An 18,700-nucleotide genomic window follows, 5' to 3' on the forward strand; every position below is an offset into this window, starting at 1 on the left:
AGCAAGGAGAGTTGAATGCTTGACGTTGTACTCCCAGTTCTGGTCCTCGGGGCGCTTGCGCTGGCGCTGCTGGGTGCCTTTCGGCGCATCCGCCTGTGGCGCCAGGGTCGCCCCTCGCCGGTCTCCGTGCTCGGCGGGCTGGCCGCAATGCCGCGGCGCTACCTGGTGGACCTCCATCACGTCGTCGCACGCGACAAGGTGTTCGCGAACACCCACGTCGCGACCGGCGGCGGCTTCGTCGCGGCCGCCGTGCTGCTGATCCTGGTACATGGCTTCCAGCTGCAGAGCCGCCTGCTGAGTTGGGCGCTGCTCGCCGCGACGGTCGTCATGTTCGTGGGTGCGCTGCGCGTCGCGGCGCGGCGCAAGAATCCCCCGGCGCGCCTTTCGCGCGGCCCGTGGATGCGCCTGCCGAAGAGCCTCGTCGCGTTCGCGAGCGGCGTGTTCCTCGTCACGCTGCCGACGGCCGGGATCCTGCCCGCCGGATTCGGCGGCTGGGCGCTCGCCGCCGTGCTGACGCTCGTTATCGCGTGGGGCATCTCCGAGATGTTCCTCGGCATGACCTGGGGCGGGCCGATGAAGCACGCCTTCGCTGGCGCGCTGCACCTCGCCTTCCACCGCCGGCCGGAACGCTTCGGGGGCGGGCGCTCGACCGGCCTCAAGCCGCTTGACCTGAAGGATTCCGCAGCGCCGCTGGGCGTCGGCAAGCCAGCCGATTTCAAGTGGAACCAGCTCCTCGGCTTCGACGCCTGCGTGCAGTGCGGCCGCTGCGAGGCGATGTGCCCGGCCTTCGCCGCCGGACAGCCGCTGAACCCGAAGAAGCTGATCCAGGACATGGTGGTCGGCATGGCGGGCGGCACGGATGCGGCCTACGCCGGCTCGCCCTATCCGGGCAAGCCGGTCGGCGAGCACGGCGGCGACGCGCACAGTCCGATCGTGCTGCGCGAGGGCCGCGCGCTCGTCGATGCGGAAACGCTGTGGTCCTGCACGACCTGCCGCGCCTGTGTCGAGGAATGCCCGATGATGATCGAGCACGTCGACGCGATCGTCGACATGCGGCGCTACCTGACCATGGAACACGGCAACACGCCGAACAAGGGCCGCGAGGTGCTGGAAAATCTCGCAACCACCGACAACCCCGGCGGCTTCGATCCCGCCACGCGCATGAACTGGGCAGCCGACCTGGACCTGCCGCTGATGGCGAAGCGCGGCACGGCCGACGTGCTGCTGTGGATGGGCGACGGTGCCTTCGACATGCGCAACCAGCGCACGCTACGCGCACTCGTGAAGGTGCTGCGCGCGGCACAGGTCGATTTCGCGGTGCTCGGCAACGAGGAACTCGACAGCGGCGACGTCGCGCGCCGCCTGGGCGACGAGGCGGGCTTCCAGGCGCTTGCGGTGCGCAACGCGGCAACGCTGGCGAAGTATCGCTTCCGCGAGATCGTGACCTGCGATCCGCACAGCTTCCATGTGCTGAAGAACGAATACCCATCTTTCGGCGCGAGCTACGCGGTGACGCATCACAGCACCTTCATCTCGAACCTCATCGAGAAGGGCAGGCTCGCGCTCGGTGAATGGACCGGCGGGCGCGTGACCTACCACGATCCGTGCTACCTCGGCCGCTACAACGGCGAATACGAAGCGCCGCGCAATGCGCTCAAGGGCATCGGCATCAAGGTCGTCGAGATGGAACGCTCCGGCTTCCGTTCGCGCTGCTGCGGCGGTGGCGGCGGGGCGCCGATCACCGACATTCCGGGCAAGCGCCGCATCCCCGACATGCGCATGGAAGAGATCAATTCGACGAAGGCCGACATCGTGGCCGTCGGATGCCCGCAATGCACGGCGATGCTCGAAGGCGTCGTCGGACCCCGCCCGGAAGTGCTCGACATTGCCGAGCTCGTCGCGGCGCAGCTGGTGGCGGCACCGGCGCCTGCGCGGGGCGCGGACAAGCGTGTTCAAGTGGAACGCGCGGTGGAGGTGGTGGCATGAGTGAAATCGTCAGACGCGATCCGCGCACCGAGTGGATCGCCCGCAATCGCCTGCATCCGGAGCACGAGGCCGTGCTGGCGCAGCTGAACGGCGGCGCGGCGGTGGCGCAGTGGATGGGGCCGAACGGCATCATCCGGCGCAATCCGCACGCGGTCGGCTTCATCGGCCCGAACGGCATCCGCCGCATCGACCGCAGCGGCGCGCAGACGGCCCATGCGTCGGGCTCCGCGCGGCGCGAAGCCTCGGCGGCGCCCACCCGGCGGGCCGTGCAGGTCGACTCCCCCGCGTTCGTCGTCGCCGTGGTGGCCGACATGCCCGGCGGCCGCCTGTCGGCCCACGACCGCGACGTGCTGGGCCTCGCGCGGCAGCTCGCCGACGAAGGCGGGCAGGGCGCGGTGCTGCTGGTGACATTCGGCGAGTCGCGCGAGGACGCGCTCGGCGAAGCCGGTGTCGATCGCGTGGTGAACTTCGCCGGAGAATCCTTCGAAGGCTACGCGCCGGAACAGCGTCTCACGGCCTTGGGCGGCATCGAGCGCCAGCACGAGCCGCGGCACTGGCTGTTCCCGGATTCGCTGCTGGGCGGGGCTGAGCTGGGCCGGCGTCTCGCGGCACGTCTCGGCGAGCGGCCGGCGACCCAGGTGTGGCAGATCGCGGACGGACAGTGCACCGGTCGCGGCGCCGCGGGCACGACCGACGTCACGCGCAGGCTGCCGCGCATCGTGCTCGCGCTGCCCGAATGCGCGGAGCCGGTCAGCGAGACGATTCACGCCGCGGCTCCCATCGATCCGCCCGCAGCGCTGCCGCAGCCGCTGCTGCGCGTCGATGACCTTGGCGCGGTCGCAGTCGATCCGGCCGGCGTGGCGCTCGCGGAAGCGGAATTCATCCTGTCGGCCGGCAACGGCATCCGCGACTGGGGCGGTTTCCACCAGGCCGCGCGCGTGCTTGGCGCGACGGAAGGCGCCTCCCGCGTCGCGGTGGACAACGGCTTCATGCCGCGTCACCGCCAGGTCGGGGCAACGGGAACTTGGGTCACGGCGCGGGTGTATCTGGCCGTCGGCATCTCGGGTGCGATCCAGCACCTGCAGGGCATCCAGCAATGCGACAAGGTCATCGCGATCAACACCGATCCCGGCTGCGACATGGTCAAGCGGGCGGATCTCTCGGTGATCGCCGATTCGAGCGAGGTGCTGGCCGCGTTGGTGGAGATGGTGGAAGGCGTTCGCAAGGAGCAGCGCAATGCAGCGTGATGGCAATGGAAATGCGGCGACGGAGCCGTCGCTGAAAGTCGCCGCCCTCGTCTCGGTCGGCCGCCACCCGGTGACCGGCCGGGCGCGGCGCGCCGAGTACGACGCGCGGGCGGTCGAGATCGGTCTGTCGCTGGCGAAAGGCGGGGAGCTGTCGCTCGTGCATGCGGGCGCCTCGTCGCCCGAGACGGAAGCGGCGCTGCGCGGCTACCTGGGCATGGGCCTTGGCGCCGTGGACGTGCTGCCGCAACCGGACGGGTCCGACGTCGTGCCGGCGCTGGAAAGCTGGCTGCGTGCCGCGGCTCCGCGCGTCGTGCTATGCGGGGCGCGCGGCGAAACCGGGGAAGGCTCGGGCCTCGTGCCCTTCATCCTCGCCGAACGACTCGGCTGGTCGCTGGTGTCCGGGCTCGCCGAGATCGAGTCGGTGGACCGCGACACGATGACCGTGTTGCAGGCCCTGCCGCGCGGGCAGCGGCGACGCCTGAAGGTGCGCCTGCCCGCCGTCGTGACGGTCGACGCGGCGGCGCAGCCCGCACGGCAAAGCGCCTTCGGACCCGCACAACGCGGCGAGCTGCACCGCGTCGCGTCCGAGGTGGTGGCGGATGCTGCTGCGCGCGAGTGGACGGTGGCGCCCGCGCGCAAGCGCCCGAAGCGCCTCAAAATCGTGAAGGCGGCGTCCGCTCGCGACCGCTTCAAGGCCGCCGCGGCGAAGGCTGAAGGCAGCGGCGGGCAGGTGCTCGCAGGCATTTCCGCGCAACAGGGCGCCGAGGCCATCCTCAAGCTGCTGCGCGAGGAAGGGGTGCTGCGGTGAGCGCGGGAAACCGCGACTTTCGCGGACCGTTGAAAGGCGTAAAGTAATCCTCGTCCTTCAGGAGGGCCACATCATGATGTTTGCCGACCTCGTCGATATCGACGACTTTCGCGAGCGGCTCGGCGCGTTGGGCGTCGCGCTGCCGCAGGGCGAAACGCCCGACGACTGGGCGCGGCGTGTGCGCGCCGCCCAGCCCGTCGACGGCCTCCCCGAATTGATCGCCGCCCTGTGCGCCGAGGGCACGACGCTGCAGCCCGAGGTGCGCAGGGCCATCGACCTGATCCTGGTGCCGTGAGTCCGTCGGTCACCGCTGACGATGGGGGAGACGGCGGCAATCCGAGCCACCGCACGACCCCGTAGGTCGGGAGATGCGTAGCGCGTCCCGACCTACGAAACCTTGCCCTGCCCGATGCCGCAAACAGATCGACTGGAGGTCGCACAGGGGTAAATTGCCCGACCCGCGGACCCCTAGACTGACTCTCGCCGATCTTCTCGTTAAAGGTATTACCGTTCGCCCGGAGCCAGTCGAAGGGCCCAGTCCGAACGGCATTTACTTGCCCGCTTGATAACTCGGTCGGCTGTTCCACCCGCTGGATCGCAGTCCTCGACTCGCAGCACACAGACTCACCACCAACGGGCCAATCCATAGAGCCCGACACATCAGACCGGAGGAGTAGATGTTTTCAAGACTGAGGCAAGTGTTCAAACACGCAATCGGCGCTGCGATGTTCGTTTCCGCGGTGGCCGGTGCGACCGGAGTCCAGGCCGCCGATCAGAAGACGATCAAGATCGGCTGGACGGCGTGGTCCGACGCCGAGGCGGTGACCAACATCGCCAAGCAGCTGCTCGAGCAGCGGCTCGGCTACAAGGTCGAGCTGGTGATGACCGACATCGGGCTGCAGTACCAGGGCGTCGCCAAGAAACAGCTCGACGTGATGCTGATGGCATGGTTGCCGAATACGCACAAGGCCTACTGGGACAAGCTCAACGGAGAACTGGTCGACCTCGGCATCCTGTATGACAACGCCAAACTCGGCTGGGCCGTTCCCGACTATGTTCCCGCGTCCGAGCTGTCGTCGATTTCCGATCTGAACAAGCCGGAAGTGGCGAAGAAGCTGAAGAGCCAGGTCCAGGGGATAGACCCGGGTGCCGGCCTGATGCGCGCCTCCGAACAGGCGCTCAAGGACTACAGCCTTACCGGCTACGACCTGCGCACCGGTTCCGACGCCGCGATGATCGTCGCCCTCGATCGCGCGATGGCGCGCAAGGACTGGATCGTCGTCACGACCTGGAATCCGCACTGGATGTTCTCGAAATACAAGGTGCGCTACCTCGAGGATCCGAAGAAGTCGCTCGGCGGCGCCGAAGCGATCCACGCGATCGGGCGCAAGGGCTTCGACCAGGACTTCCCGAAGGCGGCGGCTTTCATCAAGAACTTCAAGATTCCTCTGTCGGACCTCGAAGGCATCATGGCGAAAGCGAAGGAATCGTCCTACGAGAAAGAGGCCACGGCCTACATTGCGAGCCATCCCGAAATGGTTGCAGCCTGGTTGAAGGACGCCCAGTAAGGCGGCGTATTGCGCGCAGACGCGAAAACCGGTGTTCGCAGCGATGCGGGCACCGGTGTCGATTGATGGGTGGAGCAGTGCGCTGGAGGTAGGCGAGACCATGCAGGCAAAGATCGTAGTAAAGGATCTGTACAAGATCTTCGGCGCCAAACCCGACCTGGCGATGCAGATGCTGCGTTCGGGCAGGGACAAGGATCAGATCGTTCGGGAAACCGGTATGGTGGTCGGTGTCCAGAACGCGAATTTCCACATCAACGCGGGCGAGATCTTCGTCATCATGGGTTTGTCCGGGTCCGGCAAATCCACGCTGATCCGCCTGCTCAACCGCTTGATCGAGCCCAGCTCCGGGCAGGTTCTCGTCGACGGACAGGATGTCGCGTCGATGGACCCGAAGCAGCTCATCAAGCTGCGCCGCAGCGACATGGCGATGGTGTTCCAGTCGTTCGCGCTGCTACCGCACCTCACGGTGCTCGCAAACGCGGCCTTCGGGCTGGAGGTGTCCGGCGTGTCGCGCAAGGAGCGCGAAGCGCGCGCGATGCAGGTACTCGAGCAGGTCGGCCTCGCCGCCTTCGCGAACCGCTACCCGCGCGAGTTGAGCGGCGGCATGCAGCAGCGCGCGGGACTCGCGCGCGCCCTGGTCGTGAATCCGTCACTGATGCTCATGGACGAGGCCTTCTCCGCCCTCGATCCGCTCAAGCGCACCGAGATGCAGGGGCTGTTGCTCGATCTGCAGCGCGAGCATCAGCGCACGATCATCTTCGTCTCGCACGACCTCGACGAGGCCTGCCGCATCGGCAACCGTATCGCCATCATGGAAGGCGGGCGCATCGTGCAGATCGGCACGCCCGACGAGATCATCCGCAACCCGGCCGACGAATACGTGCGGGCCTTCTTCAACGGGGTGGATGTGAACAAGTACTTGTCCGCCAAGGATATCGCCGACGCGGATGCAGTGCCGGTGTTCAAGGCGCACGGCGATTTCGCCGACGGCTTCCACGGTGCGATCGAGCGTCTGCGCGCGGCGCGCCGCAATTACGGTTTTGTCGTGGATGGCGAGCACAAGCTCGTCGGCACCGTCTCGATCGACTCGATGATCCGCTCGCTGGAGTCCGGCTCCACCGAACTCGCCCACGCGCTGCTGACCGACCTTCCGCCGGTCAACGGCAACCTCAACCTGCGCGAGCTGATCTGCCGCATCGTCAAGATGCCCTATCCGCTGCCCGTGATCGAGTCGCAAGGCCATTACATCGGCGCGGTCACCCAGACGATCCTGCTCAAGAAGATGGCGAAGGAAGAGCTCAGCCATGCGTGATTTCCTGCCGATCGGCGAATGGGCCGAAAAAACCATCAATTTCATTCTCGAGAATGATCACGGGGTGCTGGCCGGCCTGGGCGACGTGGTCGGGGACATGACGGCACTGACGGAGCGGCTCCTGCAATGGGTGCCCGACTGGCTCCTCGCTGGCCTGTTCGTCGTGCTCGGATTCTGGCGCCTCGGCTGGAAGTTCGCCGCCACCGCCGCGGTCGCCTTCGTGGTCATCATCGGCACAGGGTTCTGGCCGGCGACGATGGTGACGCTCGCTCTGATCATCGCGTCGACGCTCATCAGCCTCCTCGTCGGCATCCCGCTGGGCATCGCCGCCGCCCTGAATCGCCGCATCAACTACCTGCTGCGGCCGGTGCTGGACTTCATGCAGACCATGCCGGCCTTCGTCTACCTCATCCCGGCGGCGATGGTGTTCGGACTCGGTCGCGTACCGGCGGTCCTGGCGACGGTGATCTTCGCCATGCCGCCCGTGGTTCGCCTGACCGCACTCGGCATCCGCCAGGTCAACAAGGAGCAGGTCGAGGCCGGCATCACCTTCGGCTGCACGCCGCTGCAGGTGCTGCTCAAGATCCAGATTCCCGGCGCGCTGCCCTCGATCATGGCCGGCATCAACCAGACGATCATGATGGCGCTGTCGATGGTCATCATCGCGTCGATGGTCGGTGGTGGCGGCTTGGGCAACAACGTGCTCGCCAGTATCCAGCGCCTCGACATCGGACTGGGCTTCGAGTCCGGACTCGCGGTGGTGTTGCTTGCGATCATTCTCGATCGTCTCACCGAGAGCTTCGGCGTCCGGAAGGAAGAGCGCATCGCACGGCTGAAAGGCGGCCAGGGGCAGGAGTCCTGACAGCCGAGGCGCCCGGCGCGATTCGTTTGCGCTGGGCGCCGTCGTCGTGCGAGGCGAGCATGCCGTTTCTGCGTGATGCAAACAAGGCAACCGCAGCGAAGCCCCGGGGCGATTCAGTTGCTGCGTGATGAACGAAGTAGCCGCCTCAAACGGATATTGTCTGCGACGACCGCGACTAGCGCTACCGTTGAAATAATTTCAAAGCCGCTTTCGCCCGCGAAGTGCCAGAAAACCCAGCCGATTGCGGCCAACGCAATTGCTGAAGCCATCAAGTAGATACCGTCTCTCATGCCACGGCCGCCTGATAACGATACATGTCACGAGCGACCGTCCTCTTTTCGTACAAGTCGGGATATCGTTGCAGTGTCGTCACGAGCCAAGGTCGATCCAGATTGTGCCTGCACGCCGTGAAGATCACGTCGGCTATAGAGGTGCCCCCCGAAAGCGAGCGCCCCGTCGCAACTGCAATGCTGCCAATTACTGCACCGACATAGAAAGCGGCTGAGCATGCACCAATGGTCGCCAATTGCTCTATTTTCTTACCTGCACTTATAAGCTCGGAAATCGTTACAGCCTTTCCAAACTTGTCGACTTGACTCAGGATCACAGTTGCATTCGCGACGGTGGCCTGCAAAGAGCCAAAGAGAGTTTCAGGCGCCGGAAGACCAAGGCCGTCCATGTTTTCTTTGAAGTACCGATAGAAGTCAGGCATTCATATTCTCGTTGCGAGTCGATGGTGACGCCAAATCGTTCTGGAAGACAGAACGAGCCGATAGGAGGAAGGACGGAATCTGCACATCACCCCGGATCTCCCGGAGTTCACTCAGCGCCGGTTACACGAATGGCATCGATGCGAAAGGTATCGAAGCTGCCTATTTATGGCAAACGAATTGACCGTGCTGATTTCTCAGCCGATGGCGAAAAAACGTGGGTGCGAGAAGTACGCAGGTCGATTCGGATGGTTGCACGGAAGGATTACCAGACCGGAGCACGGCGGATCATCGCCTCGGCCGCCTCGGCGTCGAGCGGCTGCCCGAAGTAGTAGCCCTGGCCGTAGTCGACCCCCAGCGCCCGCAGCCGGGTCAGCTGGGCCGCCGTCTCGACCCCTTCGGCGATCACGCTCATGCCGAGCGTGCGGGCCAGGGTGACGATGGTCTGGACGATATCGTCCGCCGCCTGGTCCGTGTCCATGCGGCGCACGAAGGAGGCATCCACCTTCAGGGTGTCGAGCGGGAAGCGGTGCAGGTATGACAGTGACGAGTAGCCGGTGCCGAAGTCGTCCATCAGGAGTTCGATTCCGAGCGCGCGCAGTTTCGTCAGCACTGCGGCCGCCGACTCGGCGTGCTCCATCAGCAGGGTCTCGGTCACTTCCAGCTTGAGGCTGCCCGCGTCGAGGCCGGTTTCGGCCAGCACCGCCCGGATCTGCTCGAGCAGGTCCGGTTGCACGAACTGCCGGCCGGCGAGGTTCACGCTGATCTTCCCGGCCGCGCGCTCCGGAAAGCGCCGCTGCCAGTCCTGCATCTGCCGACAGGCTTCGGCCAGCACCCAGCGGCCGATCGACACGATGAGACCGGTCTCCTCGGTGAGCGGAATGAACTCGCCTGGCGGCACCAGCGTACCGTCGGCCCGCCGCATCCGCACCAGCGCTTCGAAACCCGCCAGTCGGCCGGTGGGCAGGTCGACGATGGGCTGGTAGTAGACGCGGAACTCGTCGCCGCGTGAAACCGCCCGGCGCAACTGCGTCTCCATGTCGAGCAGGGCGACCACGCGTTCGCGCATGTCGGCGGCAAACACCTCCTGGCACGCACCACCGCGCCGCGTGGCGTTGTGCGCGGCCGTCTCCGCATCACGCAGGATGTCGGCCGGGTCTGCGTAGTCGGGCCGACCGAGGGCGATCCCCACGCTCGCCGACGAGAACAGCGCGTGCCCGTCCACGTTGAAGCCGGCTGCAAGCTCGGTCTGGAGGCGCTCCGCGAAGCGTATCGCCTCCGTGACATCGCTGGTTTCGTCGAGCAGGAGGGCGAAATTCTCGCCGCCCAGGCGGGCGGCCGTGTCGCCGGGGCGGAGACCGGAGCCCAGGCTGCGCGCGACCGCGATCAGGAACTCGTCGGCGACGGTTGCGCCCAGGCTGTCACCGATGAGTCGGAAGCGGTCCAGGCTGATGAACAGCAGGGCGAAGCCGTGCGCCTTGCCCAGCCGGTGCCGGTCGAGGGCGTCGCCGAGACGTGTCAGCAGCAATGCGCGGTTCGGCAGGCCGGTGAGCGTGTCGCGCAGGAACTCTTCCTCGACCACCGAGCCGAGCACGAGACGCGCGGAAGCCGCGCCAATGATGCCGGACAGTTGCGCTTCGCAGTAGCGGGCCAGATCGGCGTCCACCTCGCGAGGCCAGTCGAGGCCATGCCGTACCGCATAGGACGCCAAGGATTGACGGGCATTCTCCGGGCCCAGGAAACGTTGCATGAGCGCATAAAGGTCGGGCAGCGACCCGCGTGCTCCCCAGTCGCGTTCGTTGCCGCGATCGTGCCTCGATGCGTCGACGAACAGCGCCGCCTGGGTCTGCTCCACGCTGCCCTGTTCGCTGAGGAGCGACACCGCCACGTAGGCCCCGATATTCGCAAACATGCTCCACAGCACCGCATGGCTGGTCTCGTCGAGCCCCTCCAGGCCGAACAGCGCGAGCGGGCGCAGCAGCCCAACGCCGAAGGGGCCTTGCTCGAGCAGCGTCGGCGACAGCCAGCCCGCCCGCGCGAAGGCCGGCACCACCAGCGTGTAGATCCACACGATGAAACCTGCCCCCAGCCCGGCGAACGCGCCCGCCTTGGTGCCTGTCTTCCAGTACAGCCCGCCCAGCAGCGCGGGCGCGAACTGCGCCACCGCCGCCAGCGAGAGCAGCCCGATCGACGCCAGTGCATAGGCTTCGCCTGCCAGCCGGTAATACGCGTAGCCGAGCAGGAGCCCACCCACGATGGTGATGCGCCGGATTGCGAGCAGCAGGCCCGACAGGTCGGTCCGTTCCGCCAGGCGCAGCGCCTTCACGCGCAGCAGGATCGGCATCACCAGGTCGTTGCAGACCATCGTAGACAGCGCGATGACCTCCACGACCACCATGCCGGTGGCCGCGGCGAACCCGCCGACGAACACGAGCAGCGCCAGCGCCTCGCGCTGCGCGGCCATCGGCAACGCTAGCACGAAGGTCTCCGGGCTCACGGCGCCGTCGGGGCCGAACTGCAGCAGGCCGGCGAAGGCGATCGGCAGCACGAAGAGGTCGAACAGCAGGAAATACAGCGGAAACAGCCAGATCGCCCGATTCACGTGCGTCTCGTCGACGTTCTCGATCACCGCCACCTGGAACTGCCGCGGCAGGAACATCACCGCAAGCATGGTGACCGCGTAGATGGCGAACAGCGAGCCCCAGGGGGACCGGCCGCCGTGCTCGCCGCCGCCGATCGTGAACAGCCCCGCGATCTGCGGAACCTCGGCCGCGCGGCCGAAGAGATCGCCCGGGCCGTCGTACAGCCCCCAGGTGACGAAGATGCCGACGGCGAGAAAGGCGAGCAGCTTGACCAGCGAGTCGAAGGCGATCGCGGCGACCATGCCTTCGTGCCGCTCGGCGAGATCGAGCTTGCGCGTGCCGAACACGACCGTGAACGCGGCCAGCAGCAGGGTCACGTAGAAGGTCGTGTCGTGCCACATGCTGTCGACGAGCGACGTGGCCGCCGGGACGTCCGGATAGCCTCGCAGGAAGTGGAAGCTCATCGCCACCGCCTTGAGCTGCAGCGAGACGTAGGGCGTGACCCCCAGCAGCGCGATCACGGTCACGAGCCCGGCCAGCAGGCCGCTCTTGCCGTAGCGCGAGGAAATGAAGTCGGCCAGCGAGGTGAGGCGGTTGTCCTTGGCGATGCGGATGATCTTGCGCAGCACCATCCACCACAGGCACGCCATCACGCACGGCCCGACGTTCGCCGGCAGGTAGCCGATGCCCGAGCTCGCGGCGACGCCGACGTCGCCGTAGAAGCCCCATGCAGTCAGGAAGACGCACAGCGAGAGCGCGTAGACATAGGGATTTGCGATCAGGCTGCGACCCGCGTCTGCGGCGCGCTCGCCCACGTAAGCGACGGCGAACAGCAGCCCGAGATAGGCTGCCACCACCACCGCGATGAGCCATGTCGGCAAGATGGCGTCTCCCGGCCGCCGCGCAGCCGCGCTAGGTCCGCTCGATCAACAGGATCAGGAGCGCGATAAGCAGTACCCAGGCCGCAAAGGTGTACACATACAGAACGGGAATCCCGACCACCAGCGTCGGATGATTGAACAGGGCCATCAGCGGGTAGTTGAACAGCAGAATGCCCAGAACGAACACCGCCGCGAGCCGATACACCTTGATGTTGGGCCTGTTCATGGTTTCCTCTCCCGGATCGTTCGTCGACAACCGGCCTCTGCGCATCCCCGCGCTACAAGGATAGGAAACGGCTCCGCGCATTGCACGGAGCCTGGAGCAACCCGGCCTCAGGTGGCCGGCAGACGCGTCATGCAGCCAGATGGTGGACGACGGGCTTGCTCACGCCTGCCACGGTTCCCTGCGGCCGCCGCTCGCTGCTGGGCGGCTTGCCGAACAGCGCGCGGTAGCACTTGCTGAAATGACAGGACGACTGGAAGCCGCATGCGACCGTGATGTTGGTGATGGACATCTGCGTCTGCAGCAAGAGCTCGCGCGCGCGACGCAGCCGCAATTCCAGGTAGTAGTGGCTGGGAGTGACTTGCAAGGCTTCGCGGAACAGGCGCTGCAGGTGGCGCTGGGAGAGGCCGGCGAGTTGCGACAACTCCTCCAGCGACAGCGGCTCCTCGATGTTGGCCTCCATCAGGGCTGCGACTTCCACCAGGGCCTTGCGGTTGCAACCCGCTCGCGCAGCCAGCGGGATGTGCTGGCGATCCTTGCTGTCGCGAACCCGTTCGAGGATGAACTGCTCGGAGATTTCCGCAACGAGGGTCTTGCCGCAGCGCTCGCGCACTACGGTGAGCATCATGTCGATGGGGGCGATACCGCCGGTGCAGGTGATCCGGTCGCGGTCGATGACGAAGAGCTCTTCGACGAACTTGATTCTGTCGTGGGCCTCACGCAAGGCACTGAGATTTTCCCAGTGAATCGTGGCCCGGTAGCCGTTCAGCAGGCCGGCCTTCACCAGGGCGTAAGTCCCTGTGCACAATCCGCCGAGAATCACCTTGTCATGAGCGATGCGGCGCAGCAAGGCGAGCACCTTGTCATCGACGAAACGGGTGACGTTGGTGCCGCCGCACACGAATACCATGTCGAACGGCCCCGCCTCCTCGTAGGTTCCGATCTGCGCGGGGGCGAGGCCGTTGCTGGAGGCCACCTGCTGACCGTTCGCGGAGATCACGGACCAGCTGTACAAGGGCTTACCACTGATGTGGTTGGCCATGCGCAGGACTTCGATCGCGCTGGAGAACGCGATCATCGTGAATTCGTTCAGCAGGAGAAAACCGACGCGGGTCACGGACGAGAGTGTGGCGGACACCATGCGCTCCGATCTCAAAGTTGGGCGAATGCAAACATCGATTGGTGCGGCGGACCGGTTTGCAGCGGTGCAGTCGCTATGCCGTCTTCAGCAGGAACCATGCCTCTGTGCGACGAGGCGTGCAGCGAGGCAAAAAAAACGCGCGTCAGCCCGCCGCATCGCCCCCGCAAGAGCAGCGCGGGCACAGGGACGGACAGGATCGAGTCGGGGGAGAGGCGGGCGCGGAACGCCCTGGGGCGGCAGGCCCGGGGAAATGGAACATCGGTGTCTCCTGTTGGTCGTCCTCGCGTTTCACGCCTCGGAATGAGGCGTCACGCGGGCGCCTTGTTCTTTTTGGTGCGCCATGCGGATCGAGCTATATATCTATAAACATAGCGGCTTCTCCCGACCTTCGCCAGCCTTCACGGTCCGGCTGCATCAAACTGTCGCAATCTCGCGGAAACCTGTCGCAAGCAGACTGACCACGACACGCCGGGGCGCGAATAATGATGCAATGAGGCTGATGGGAAGGATCGACAGGTGGATTCGATGAGCGCCGGGCAGGACCAGGACGACGACGGTCGCGCCGAGGGCGAGTACGAGTCCATTCGCCTCGCCGCGCGCAGCTTTTGCCTGGATACCCTGCAGGACCTGGAGACAGGCATGGGTGACGAAAGCTACGGCGATATCCTCTACCACGCCAGCTACAAGTCGGCGGGCCACTGGTGCGAAAAGGAAGCGTTCGCTCACGGCCTCGCCGGCGTCGAGCTCTTCGAACACTACCTGGAGCGCCTGTCGGCACGCGGCTGGGGGCGCTTCAGCCTCGCCGAGGCCGACTTCCGCACCGGTACGGCCGACGTCCGCCTCGACCATTCCACGCTCGTCCTCTCGCAGGCGGAAGCCTGTGCCGCCAGGACCTGCTACATGTTCGCGGGCTGGTTCGCGGGCATGATGGACTGGATCGGCGAAAACGCCGGCAAGCCGCTCAGCACGGTCTGCTGCGAAACCCAATGCGGTGCCGACGGCTTCGATCACTGCATCTTCGCCATCCGCCCGCGCCTGCTCAACTGAGCGCTGCGGGATCCGCCCGCCCGCAGGGCGGATGAGCCGAAGGCGTGATCCGCCGCATGGCGCCCCTCCGCCCCGTACAAGGGGCCCCGTGGTCCGCGCGTACCTCTCGTCATGTTTCCCCCAGCATCGTCGCAGGACGGATGAGCCGCGGGCGTAATCCGCCGTTCAAAGGTCTTCTCCTCGTCCCTCCCATGCCGTGGCCGCTACAACGCATCCTGTCGCACGCCGCGCACTTTCCCCTCCATGTCGGAATTGAATTGGATTGCGTCCACAAAGCACAAGTGAGGCCGCGCAGCCTGCGGGAATATCACTCCAACGTTTCTGCACCGAGGAGGAAAAAACATGAAAGTGAGCAACGAGGTGAGGGAACTCCTCGCCGCCCGACGTCCCGGGCACAGCCTGGATGCGCAGTTCTACGCCAGCCAGGAGATCTTCGACCTGGACATGGAAGCCATCTTCGGACGGCACTGGATCTACGTCGGGGTCGAACCGGACATCCCCGAGCCAGGCGACTACTTCACCGTCAAGCTCGGCCGCGCGTCGGTCGTGGTGCTGCGCAACGACGACATGGAGCTGCGCGCCTTCCACAACGTCTGCCGCCACCGCGGCGCCCAGCTGTGCAACGCCCACAAGGGCAGCGTCGGCAACCTGGTCTGTCCCTATCACCAATGGACCTACGACCTGTCCGGCAAGCTGATCTACGCCGAGCACATGGGCGATGACTTCGATCCCTCCGGCCGCGGCCTCAAGCGCGTCCATGTCGAGAGCGTCGCGGGCCTCATCTTCGTCTGCCTCGCCGAAAATCCGCCGGAAGACTTCAGCGGGATGCGCGAAACGATGGCCCGCTACATCGGGCCGCACCAGCTCGCGGACTGCAAGATCGCCGTGCAGGACGAGATCGTCGAGGCCGGCAACTGGAAGCTGGTCATGGAGAACAACCGCGAGTGCTACCACTGCGTGAGCAATCACCCGGAACTGACGATCTCCCTCTACGAGTACGGCTTCGGCTACCAACCCTCGCCCTCGAACATCGAGCAGGTCCAGGCCTTCCGTGACCTCACGGAGCGCGAGCATGCCCGCTGGGAGGCCGCCGGCCTCAAGTCCGCGGAAATCGATGAGCTGGACAGCTGCGTCACCGGATTCCGCGCCAAGCGCCTGCCGCTTGACAAGGCGGGCGAGTCGCAGACGATGGATGCCAAGGTCGCCTGCCAGAAGCTCCTTGGCAATTTCGCCGAGCGCAACCTCGGCGGCCTGTCGTTCTGGACCCAGCCCAATTCCTGGCACCACTTCATGAGCGACCACATCGTGACCTTCACGGTGCTGCCGATCGGCCCCGAACAGACGCTGGTGCGCACGAAGTGGCTGGTGCACAAGGACGCAGTGGAAGGGCGCGACTACGATCCCGCCAAGCTCACCGCAGTGTGGCGCGCGACCAACCAGCAGGACCGCGAGCTGGTCGAGATGTCCCAGCGCGGCGTCGCCGATCCGGCCTACGAGCCGGGCCCCTATTCGCCCTACACCGAGGAGCTGGTCGAGAAGTTCGCCAACTGGTACGTGGGGCGCCTGAAGGCCGCCGTGGAGTAAACGACGCGAGGCGGGAGCCGGGGTATCCGTGCCTTCCGCCATGCACCGCAAATCCCCCCGCTTGCCGCGTTCCTGACGGCAGCGGGGGCTGGAATTCCGAGGATGTATTCAGCATGAACGCACCTGTTACTCGTGATGTATGGCAGTCCGTGCCGTCCCTGTGGAATGCGGAGGAGGACGACGTCCTGATCTGTTGCCAGGTCCGCCACGAGACGCACGACGTCAAGAGCTTCATCTTTCGCCCCCGCACGCCGGGGTTGATCCGCTTCCTGCCGGGGCAGTTCCTCACGCTCGAACTGGAAATCGACGGCGAGACGGTCAATCGCTGCTACACGATCTCGTCCTCGCCGACGCGCCCGGACACCCTGTCGATCACGGTCAAGCGCGTGCCCGGCGGCCTCGTCTCCAACTGGCTGCACGACCACCTCACCGCGGGCATGAGCGTGCGCGCCCTGGGGCCGAGCGGGGAATTTGCCTGCGCCCTGCATCCCGCGGGCAAGTACCTGTTCCTGTCAGGCGGCTCCGGGATCACGCCGCTGATGTCCATGTCGCGCAGCTTCCACGACCTGGGCGAGGATAGGGACGTTGTCTTCGTGCATAGCGCACGCACGCCCGCGGACATCATCTTCCGGCGGGATTTGAGCCTGCTGGCCACCAATCAGCCGGGCTTCCGCACCGCCTTCGTGTGCGAAGGGCGGGGCAGCGAGGCCGACTGGTCGTCGCCGACCGGCTATCTCGACCTTTCGCTGCTCAAGCGAATCGCTCCCGACTTCAGTGAGCGCGAGATCTTCTGCTGCGGACCGGAGCCGTACATGGCAGCCGTCCGGGCCTTGCTCGCCGGCGGCGGCTTCGACATGAAGCACTATCACGAGGAAAGCTTCAGCTTCGCCGACACCTCAGGCGATCAGGAAGGCGAGGAGGCCGATCGCGCAGACGAAACAGGCGCTGCCGACGCAGTCGGTTTCACCGTTGAGTTCGCGAAAAGCGGTCGTACGGTGGTCTGTGCGCCCGGACAGAAACTGCTCGACGCGGCGCGCGCGGCGGGCCTGCGACTGCCATCGTCGTGCGCCAAGGGCGTGTGCGGCACCTGCAAGTCGCGCCTCGTGTCCGGCGAGGTGGACATGGTCCATGGCGGGGGCATCCGCCAACGGGAGATCGATCAGGGCTTGATCCTTCCCTGCTGCAGCACGCCGCGGAGCGATCTCGTCATCGAGCGATGAGGTCGGCTCGGAAAGTTGGCACGGGTGCGGATCAGCCGCGACGGCGCTTCGCGCGCCGCGAACGGGAAATTCCCGCAGCCGCCGCGGTAAAGATCGAATACTGATTCATCCTCCGCTCGTCCCTGACTGGCCGTTGCGAAAGCGGCGGCATTTTTTCGCCATTCGCAGGGGTTGTGTCGGGGAAGAAGTTGAATCCCGAGCCCACGCAAAGAAATCGCCCCGGAACCCTTTCGGGCCCGGGGCGCATTCGATGCTGGAACCGGCGCGGGAAACGCGCCGGACCGGGTCAGAAGTAGTAGCCGATGTTGGCGTAGAACGCCTTCTTCCACTTGTCCTCGCCGCCGGCCGCGGCACCGCTCACGTAGTCGCCGGTATAGGGGTCGTTCCGGCCCCAGCGCATCTCGGTGTAGATGAACAAGGGGCCGGCGCTGAAGTGGGCGCCTGCGATGATGCGCTGCGAGTCCTTGTAGCCCGACTTGTCCTTGGTGACGACGCTGTAGTTCAGGTAGGGGGTGATGCCGCTGACCGGGCCGTAGGTGCCGGGCAGGGCGTAGTTCACCTCGGCCGAATAGAACTTCGTCTTCGATGCGACGTTGAACGAGCCGTCATAGGCGCCGAAAGTCACGGTATCGTTGCCTGTGGCGGCCGGGTTGCGCGGCGACATGTTCTGGCGGCCGACTTCGGCGAGCACGCCCAGCGCGCCGAACTTGCCGCCGTAGTGCAGCGCATAGGCCTTGCGGCTGCCGTCGTCGTCGGTGTCCTCGTTGCGCAGCGTGGAACGCAGCGCGGAGACGCCCAGCTCCGAGCTCGCCTCCTTGCCGTGCTCGAACTTGTAGGCCACCCGACCGACGAACAGGTCGCGTTCCTTGTTGTCACTGCCGCCGGTCACGTAGCTGTCGGCTTTTACGACGTTGACCGAGTAGCGGTTGCCGTCACGCGAGGTGCCGGTCCAGTCGCCGCCGTCCTTGGGGTAGTAACCGACCTGGACGTCTAGCGGGCCGAACTTGTGTTGCACCTTGGCGCCGAGGTTATGCACGTCCTCGAGGCCGACGACGTTCACGAGGCTCTGATAGAAGGTGCTGCTGACGTAGGGCAGCAGACCGAAGGGCACCTGGTTGATACCGGCCACGGCCTTGGTGTCCTGGCCGAATTTGTAGCCGAGCCAGGCCCAGGACGGGAAGTTGATGCGGCCGACCTGGTCGGTGTAGTCATAGGGGTAGGCGCCGCCATAGAAGCGGTATTGGGCCGAGCCGAAGAGGGTCGACGAGTCGTAATTGACGTCGATCCGGAAGGTGTCGAAGCTCATCTTGCTAACGTTGGGGTCGTCGTCGAACTTGTAGTCGTAGCGGGCGCGGATCGCGCCGCCGATCTTGAGTTCGCCGTCGCCTTCGGCGGCGTGGGCGGGAAGGCCGCCCAACGCGACCATGATCCCGGCAAGGACGGCGGGCAGGGCCGAAAGGCGGGCGGGTGAGCGCTTCATCGTTATCTCCTCGTTCATTGTGGTCTCCCTCGGGAGTGGTCCGGGCGGT

At 65.8% G+C, this 18,700-nt stretch carries 16 protein-coding genes; 10 read left to right on the forward strand and 6 right to left on the reverse strand.

Annotated features, from left to right (window positions below; translation table 11 throughout):
- The first annotated feature begins 15 nt into the window (after positions 1–15).
- From ToN1_RS21705 to ToN1_RS21735, 7 genes are all read left to right on the forward strand, one after another.
- Positions 16–1,986: a (Fe-S)-binding protein gene (locus ToN1_RS21705; RefSeq protein ID WP_169204741.1), complete on the forward strand. Its 1,971-nt coding sequence runs from the start codon at positions 16–18 to the stop codon at positions 1,984–1,986.
- Complete coding sequence (etfA, locus tag ToN1_RS21710) at positions 1,983–3,233, forward strand: electron transfer flavoprotein subunit alpha (protein ID WP_169204742.1); 1,251 nt, start codon at positions 1,983–1,985, stop codon at positions 3,231–3,233. The genes ToN1_RS21705 and etfA overlap by 4 nt, the downstream gene beginning before the upstream one ends.
- Positions 3,223–4,041, forward strand: a complete 819-nt coding sequence (etfB, locus tag ToN1_RS21715; RefSeq protein WP_169204743.1) for an electron transfer flavoprotein subunit beta — start codon at positions 3,223–3,225, stop codon at positions 4,039–4,041. The genes etfA and etfB overlap by 11 nt, the downstream gene beginning before the upstream one ends.
- A gap of 73 nt (positions 4,042–4,114) precedes the next feature.
- Complete coding sequence (locus ToN1_RS21720) at positions 4,115–4,336, forward strand: hypothetical protein (RefSeq protein ID WP_169127981.1); 222 nt, start codon at positions 4,115–4,117, stop codon at positions 4,334–4,336.
- Between the two features lie 403 nt (positions 4,337–4,739).
- Positions 4,740–5,609 carry a glycine betaine ABC transporter substrate-binding protein gene (locus tag ToN1_RS21725; RefSeq protein ID WP_244860855.1) on the forward strand — a complete coding sequence of 290 codons (870 nt, stop codon included), beginning with the start codon at positions 4,740–4,742 and terminating at the stop codon, positions 5,607–5,609.
- Between the two features lie 100 nt (positions 5,610–5,709).
- A complete protein-coding gene (gene proV / locus ToN1_RS21730) occupies positions 5,710–6,921 on the forward strand; it encodes a glycine betaine/L-proline ABC transporter ATP-binding protein ProV (protein WP_169204744.1) in 1,212 nt (403 codons plus the stop codon).
- A complete protein-coding gene (locus ToN1_RS21735; protein ID WP_169204745.1) occupies positions 6,914–7,783 on the forward strand; it encodes an ABC transporter permease in 870 nt (289 codons plus the stop codon). Before proV ends, ToN1_RS21735 begins: the two co-directional genes overlap by 8 nt.
- 113 nt (positions 7,784–7,896) lie before the next feature.
- On the opposite strand, the gene ToN1_RS21740 is transcribed toward ToN1_RS21735, so the two are convergent.
- From ToN1_RS21740 to ToN1_RS21760, 5 genes are all read right to left on the reverse strand, one after another.
- Positions 7,897–8,073, reverse strand: coding sequence for a hypothetical protein (locus ToN1_RS21740; protein ID WP_169204746.1), 177 nt, complete (start codon positions 8,071–8,073; stop codon positions 7,897–7,899).
- Positions 8,070–8,495, reverse strand: a complete 426-nt coding sequence (locus tag ToN1_RS21745; RefSeq protein WP_169204747.1) for a hypothetical protein — start codon at positions 8,493–8,495, stop codon at positions 8,070–8,072. Before ToN1_RS21745 ends, ToN1_RS21740 begins: the two co-directional genes overlap by 4 nt.
- A 263-nt stretch (positions 8,496–8,758) precedes the next feature.
- Positions 8,759–11,956, reverse strand: coding sequence for an EAL domain-containing protein (locus ToN1_RS21750; protein ID WP_169204748.1), 3,198 nt, complete (start codon positions 11,954–11,956; stop codon positions 8,759–8,761).
- Positions 11,957–11,987: 31 nt separating this feature from the next.
- Entirely contained in the window at positions 11,988–12,182 is a 195-nt protein-coding gene (locus ToN1_RS21755; protein ID WP_169204749.1) for a hypothetical protein, read from the reverse strand.
- A 127-nt stretch (positions 12,183–12,309) separates the two neighbouring features.
- Positions 12,310–13,320, reverse strand: coding sequence for a GlxA family transcriptional regulator (locus ToN1_RS21760; RefSeq protein WP_211162026.1), 1,011 nt, complete (start codon positions 13,318–13,320; stop codon positions 12,310–12,312).
- Positions 13,321–13,845: 525 nt separating this feature from the next.
- On the opposite strand from ToN1_RS21760, the gene ToN1_RS21765 reads away from it, so the two are divergent.
- From ToN1_RS21765 to ToN1_RS21775, 3 genes are all read left to right on the forward strand, one after another.
- Complete coding sequence (locus ToN1_RS21765; RefSeq protein ID WP_169204750.1) at positions 13,846–14,367, forward strand: 4-vinyl reductase; 522 nt, start codon at positions 13,846–13,848, stop codon at positions 14,365–14,367.
- A gap of 342 nt (positions 14,368–14,709) precedes the next feature.
- On the forward strand, positions 14,710–15,951 hold the full coding sequence (locus ToN1_RS21770; RefSeq protein ID WP_169204751.1) for an aromatic ring-hydroxylating oxygenase subunit alpha: 1,242 nt from the start codon (positions 14,710–14,712) through the stop codon (positions 15,949–15,951).
- 113 nt (positions 15,952–16,064) lie between these two features.
- Positions 16,065–17,171 (forward strand): FAD-binding oxidoreductase, encoded by a 1,107-nt coding sequence (locus ToN1_RS21775; RefSeq protein ID WP_244860856.1) that lies wholly within the window; start codon positions 16,065–16,067, stop codon positions 17,169–17,171.
- 286 nt (positions 17,172–17,457) lie between these two features.
- On the opposite strand, the gene ToN1_RS21780 is transcribed toward ToN1_RS21775, so the two are convergent.
- The gene (locus tag ToN1_RS21780) at positions 17,458–18,651 is read right to left on the reverse strand and encodes a hypothetical protein (protein WP_169204752.1); all 1,194 of its coding nucleotides are present in this window, start codon (positions 18,649–18,651) and stop codon (positions 17,458–17,460) included.
- Positions 18,652–18,700 lie beyond the last annotated feature (49 nt).

This window comes from Aromatoleum petrolei, from assembly GCF_017894385.1.
In the GTDB taxonomy this organism is placed as follows: Bacteria; Pseudomonadota; Gammaproteobacteria; order Burkholderiales; family Rhodocyclaceae; genus Aromatoleum; species Aromatoleum petrolei.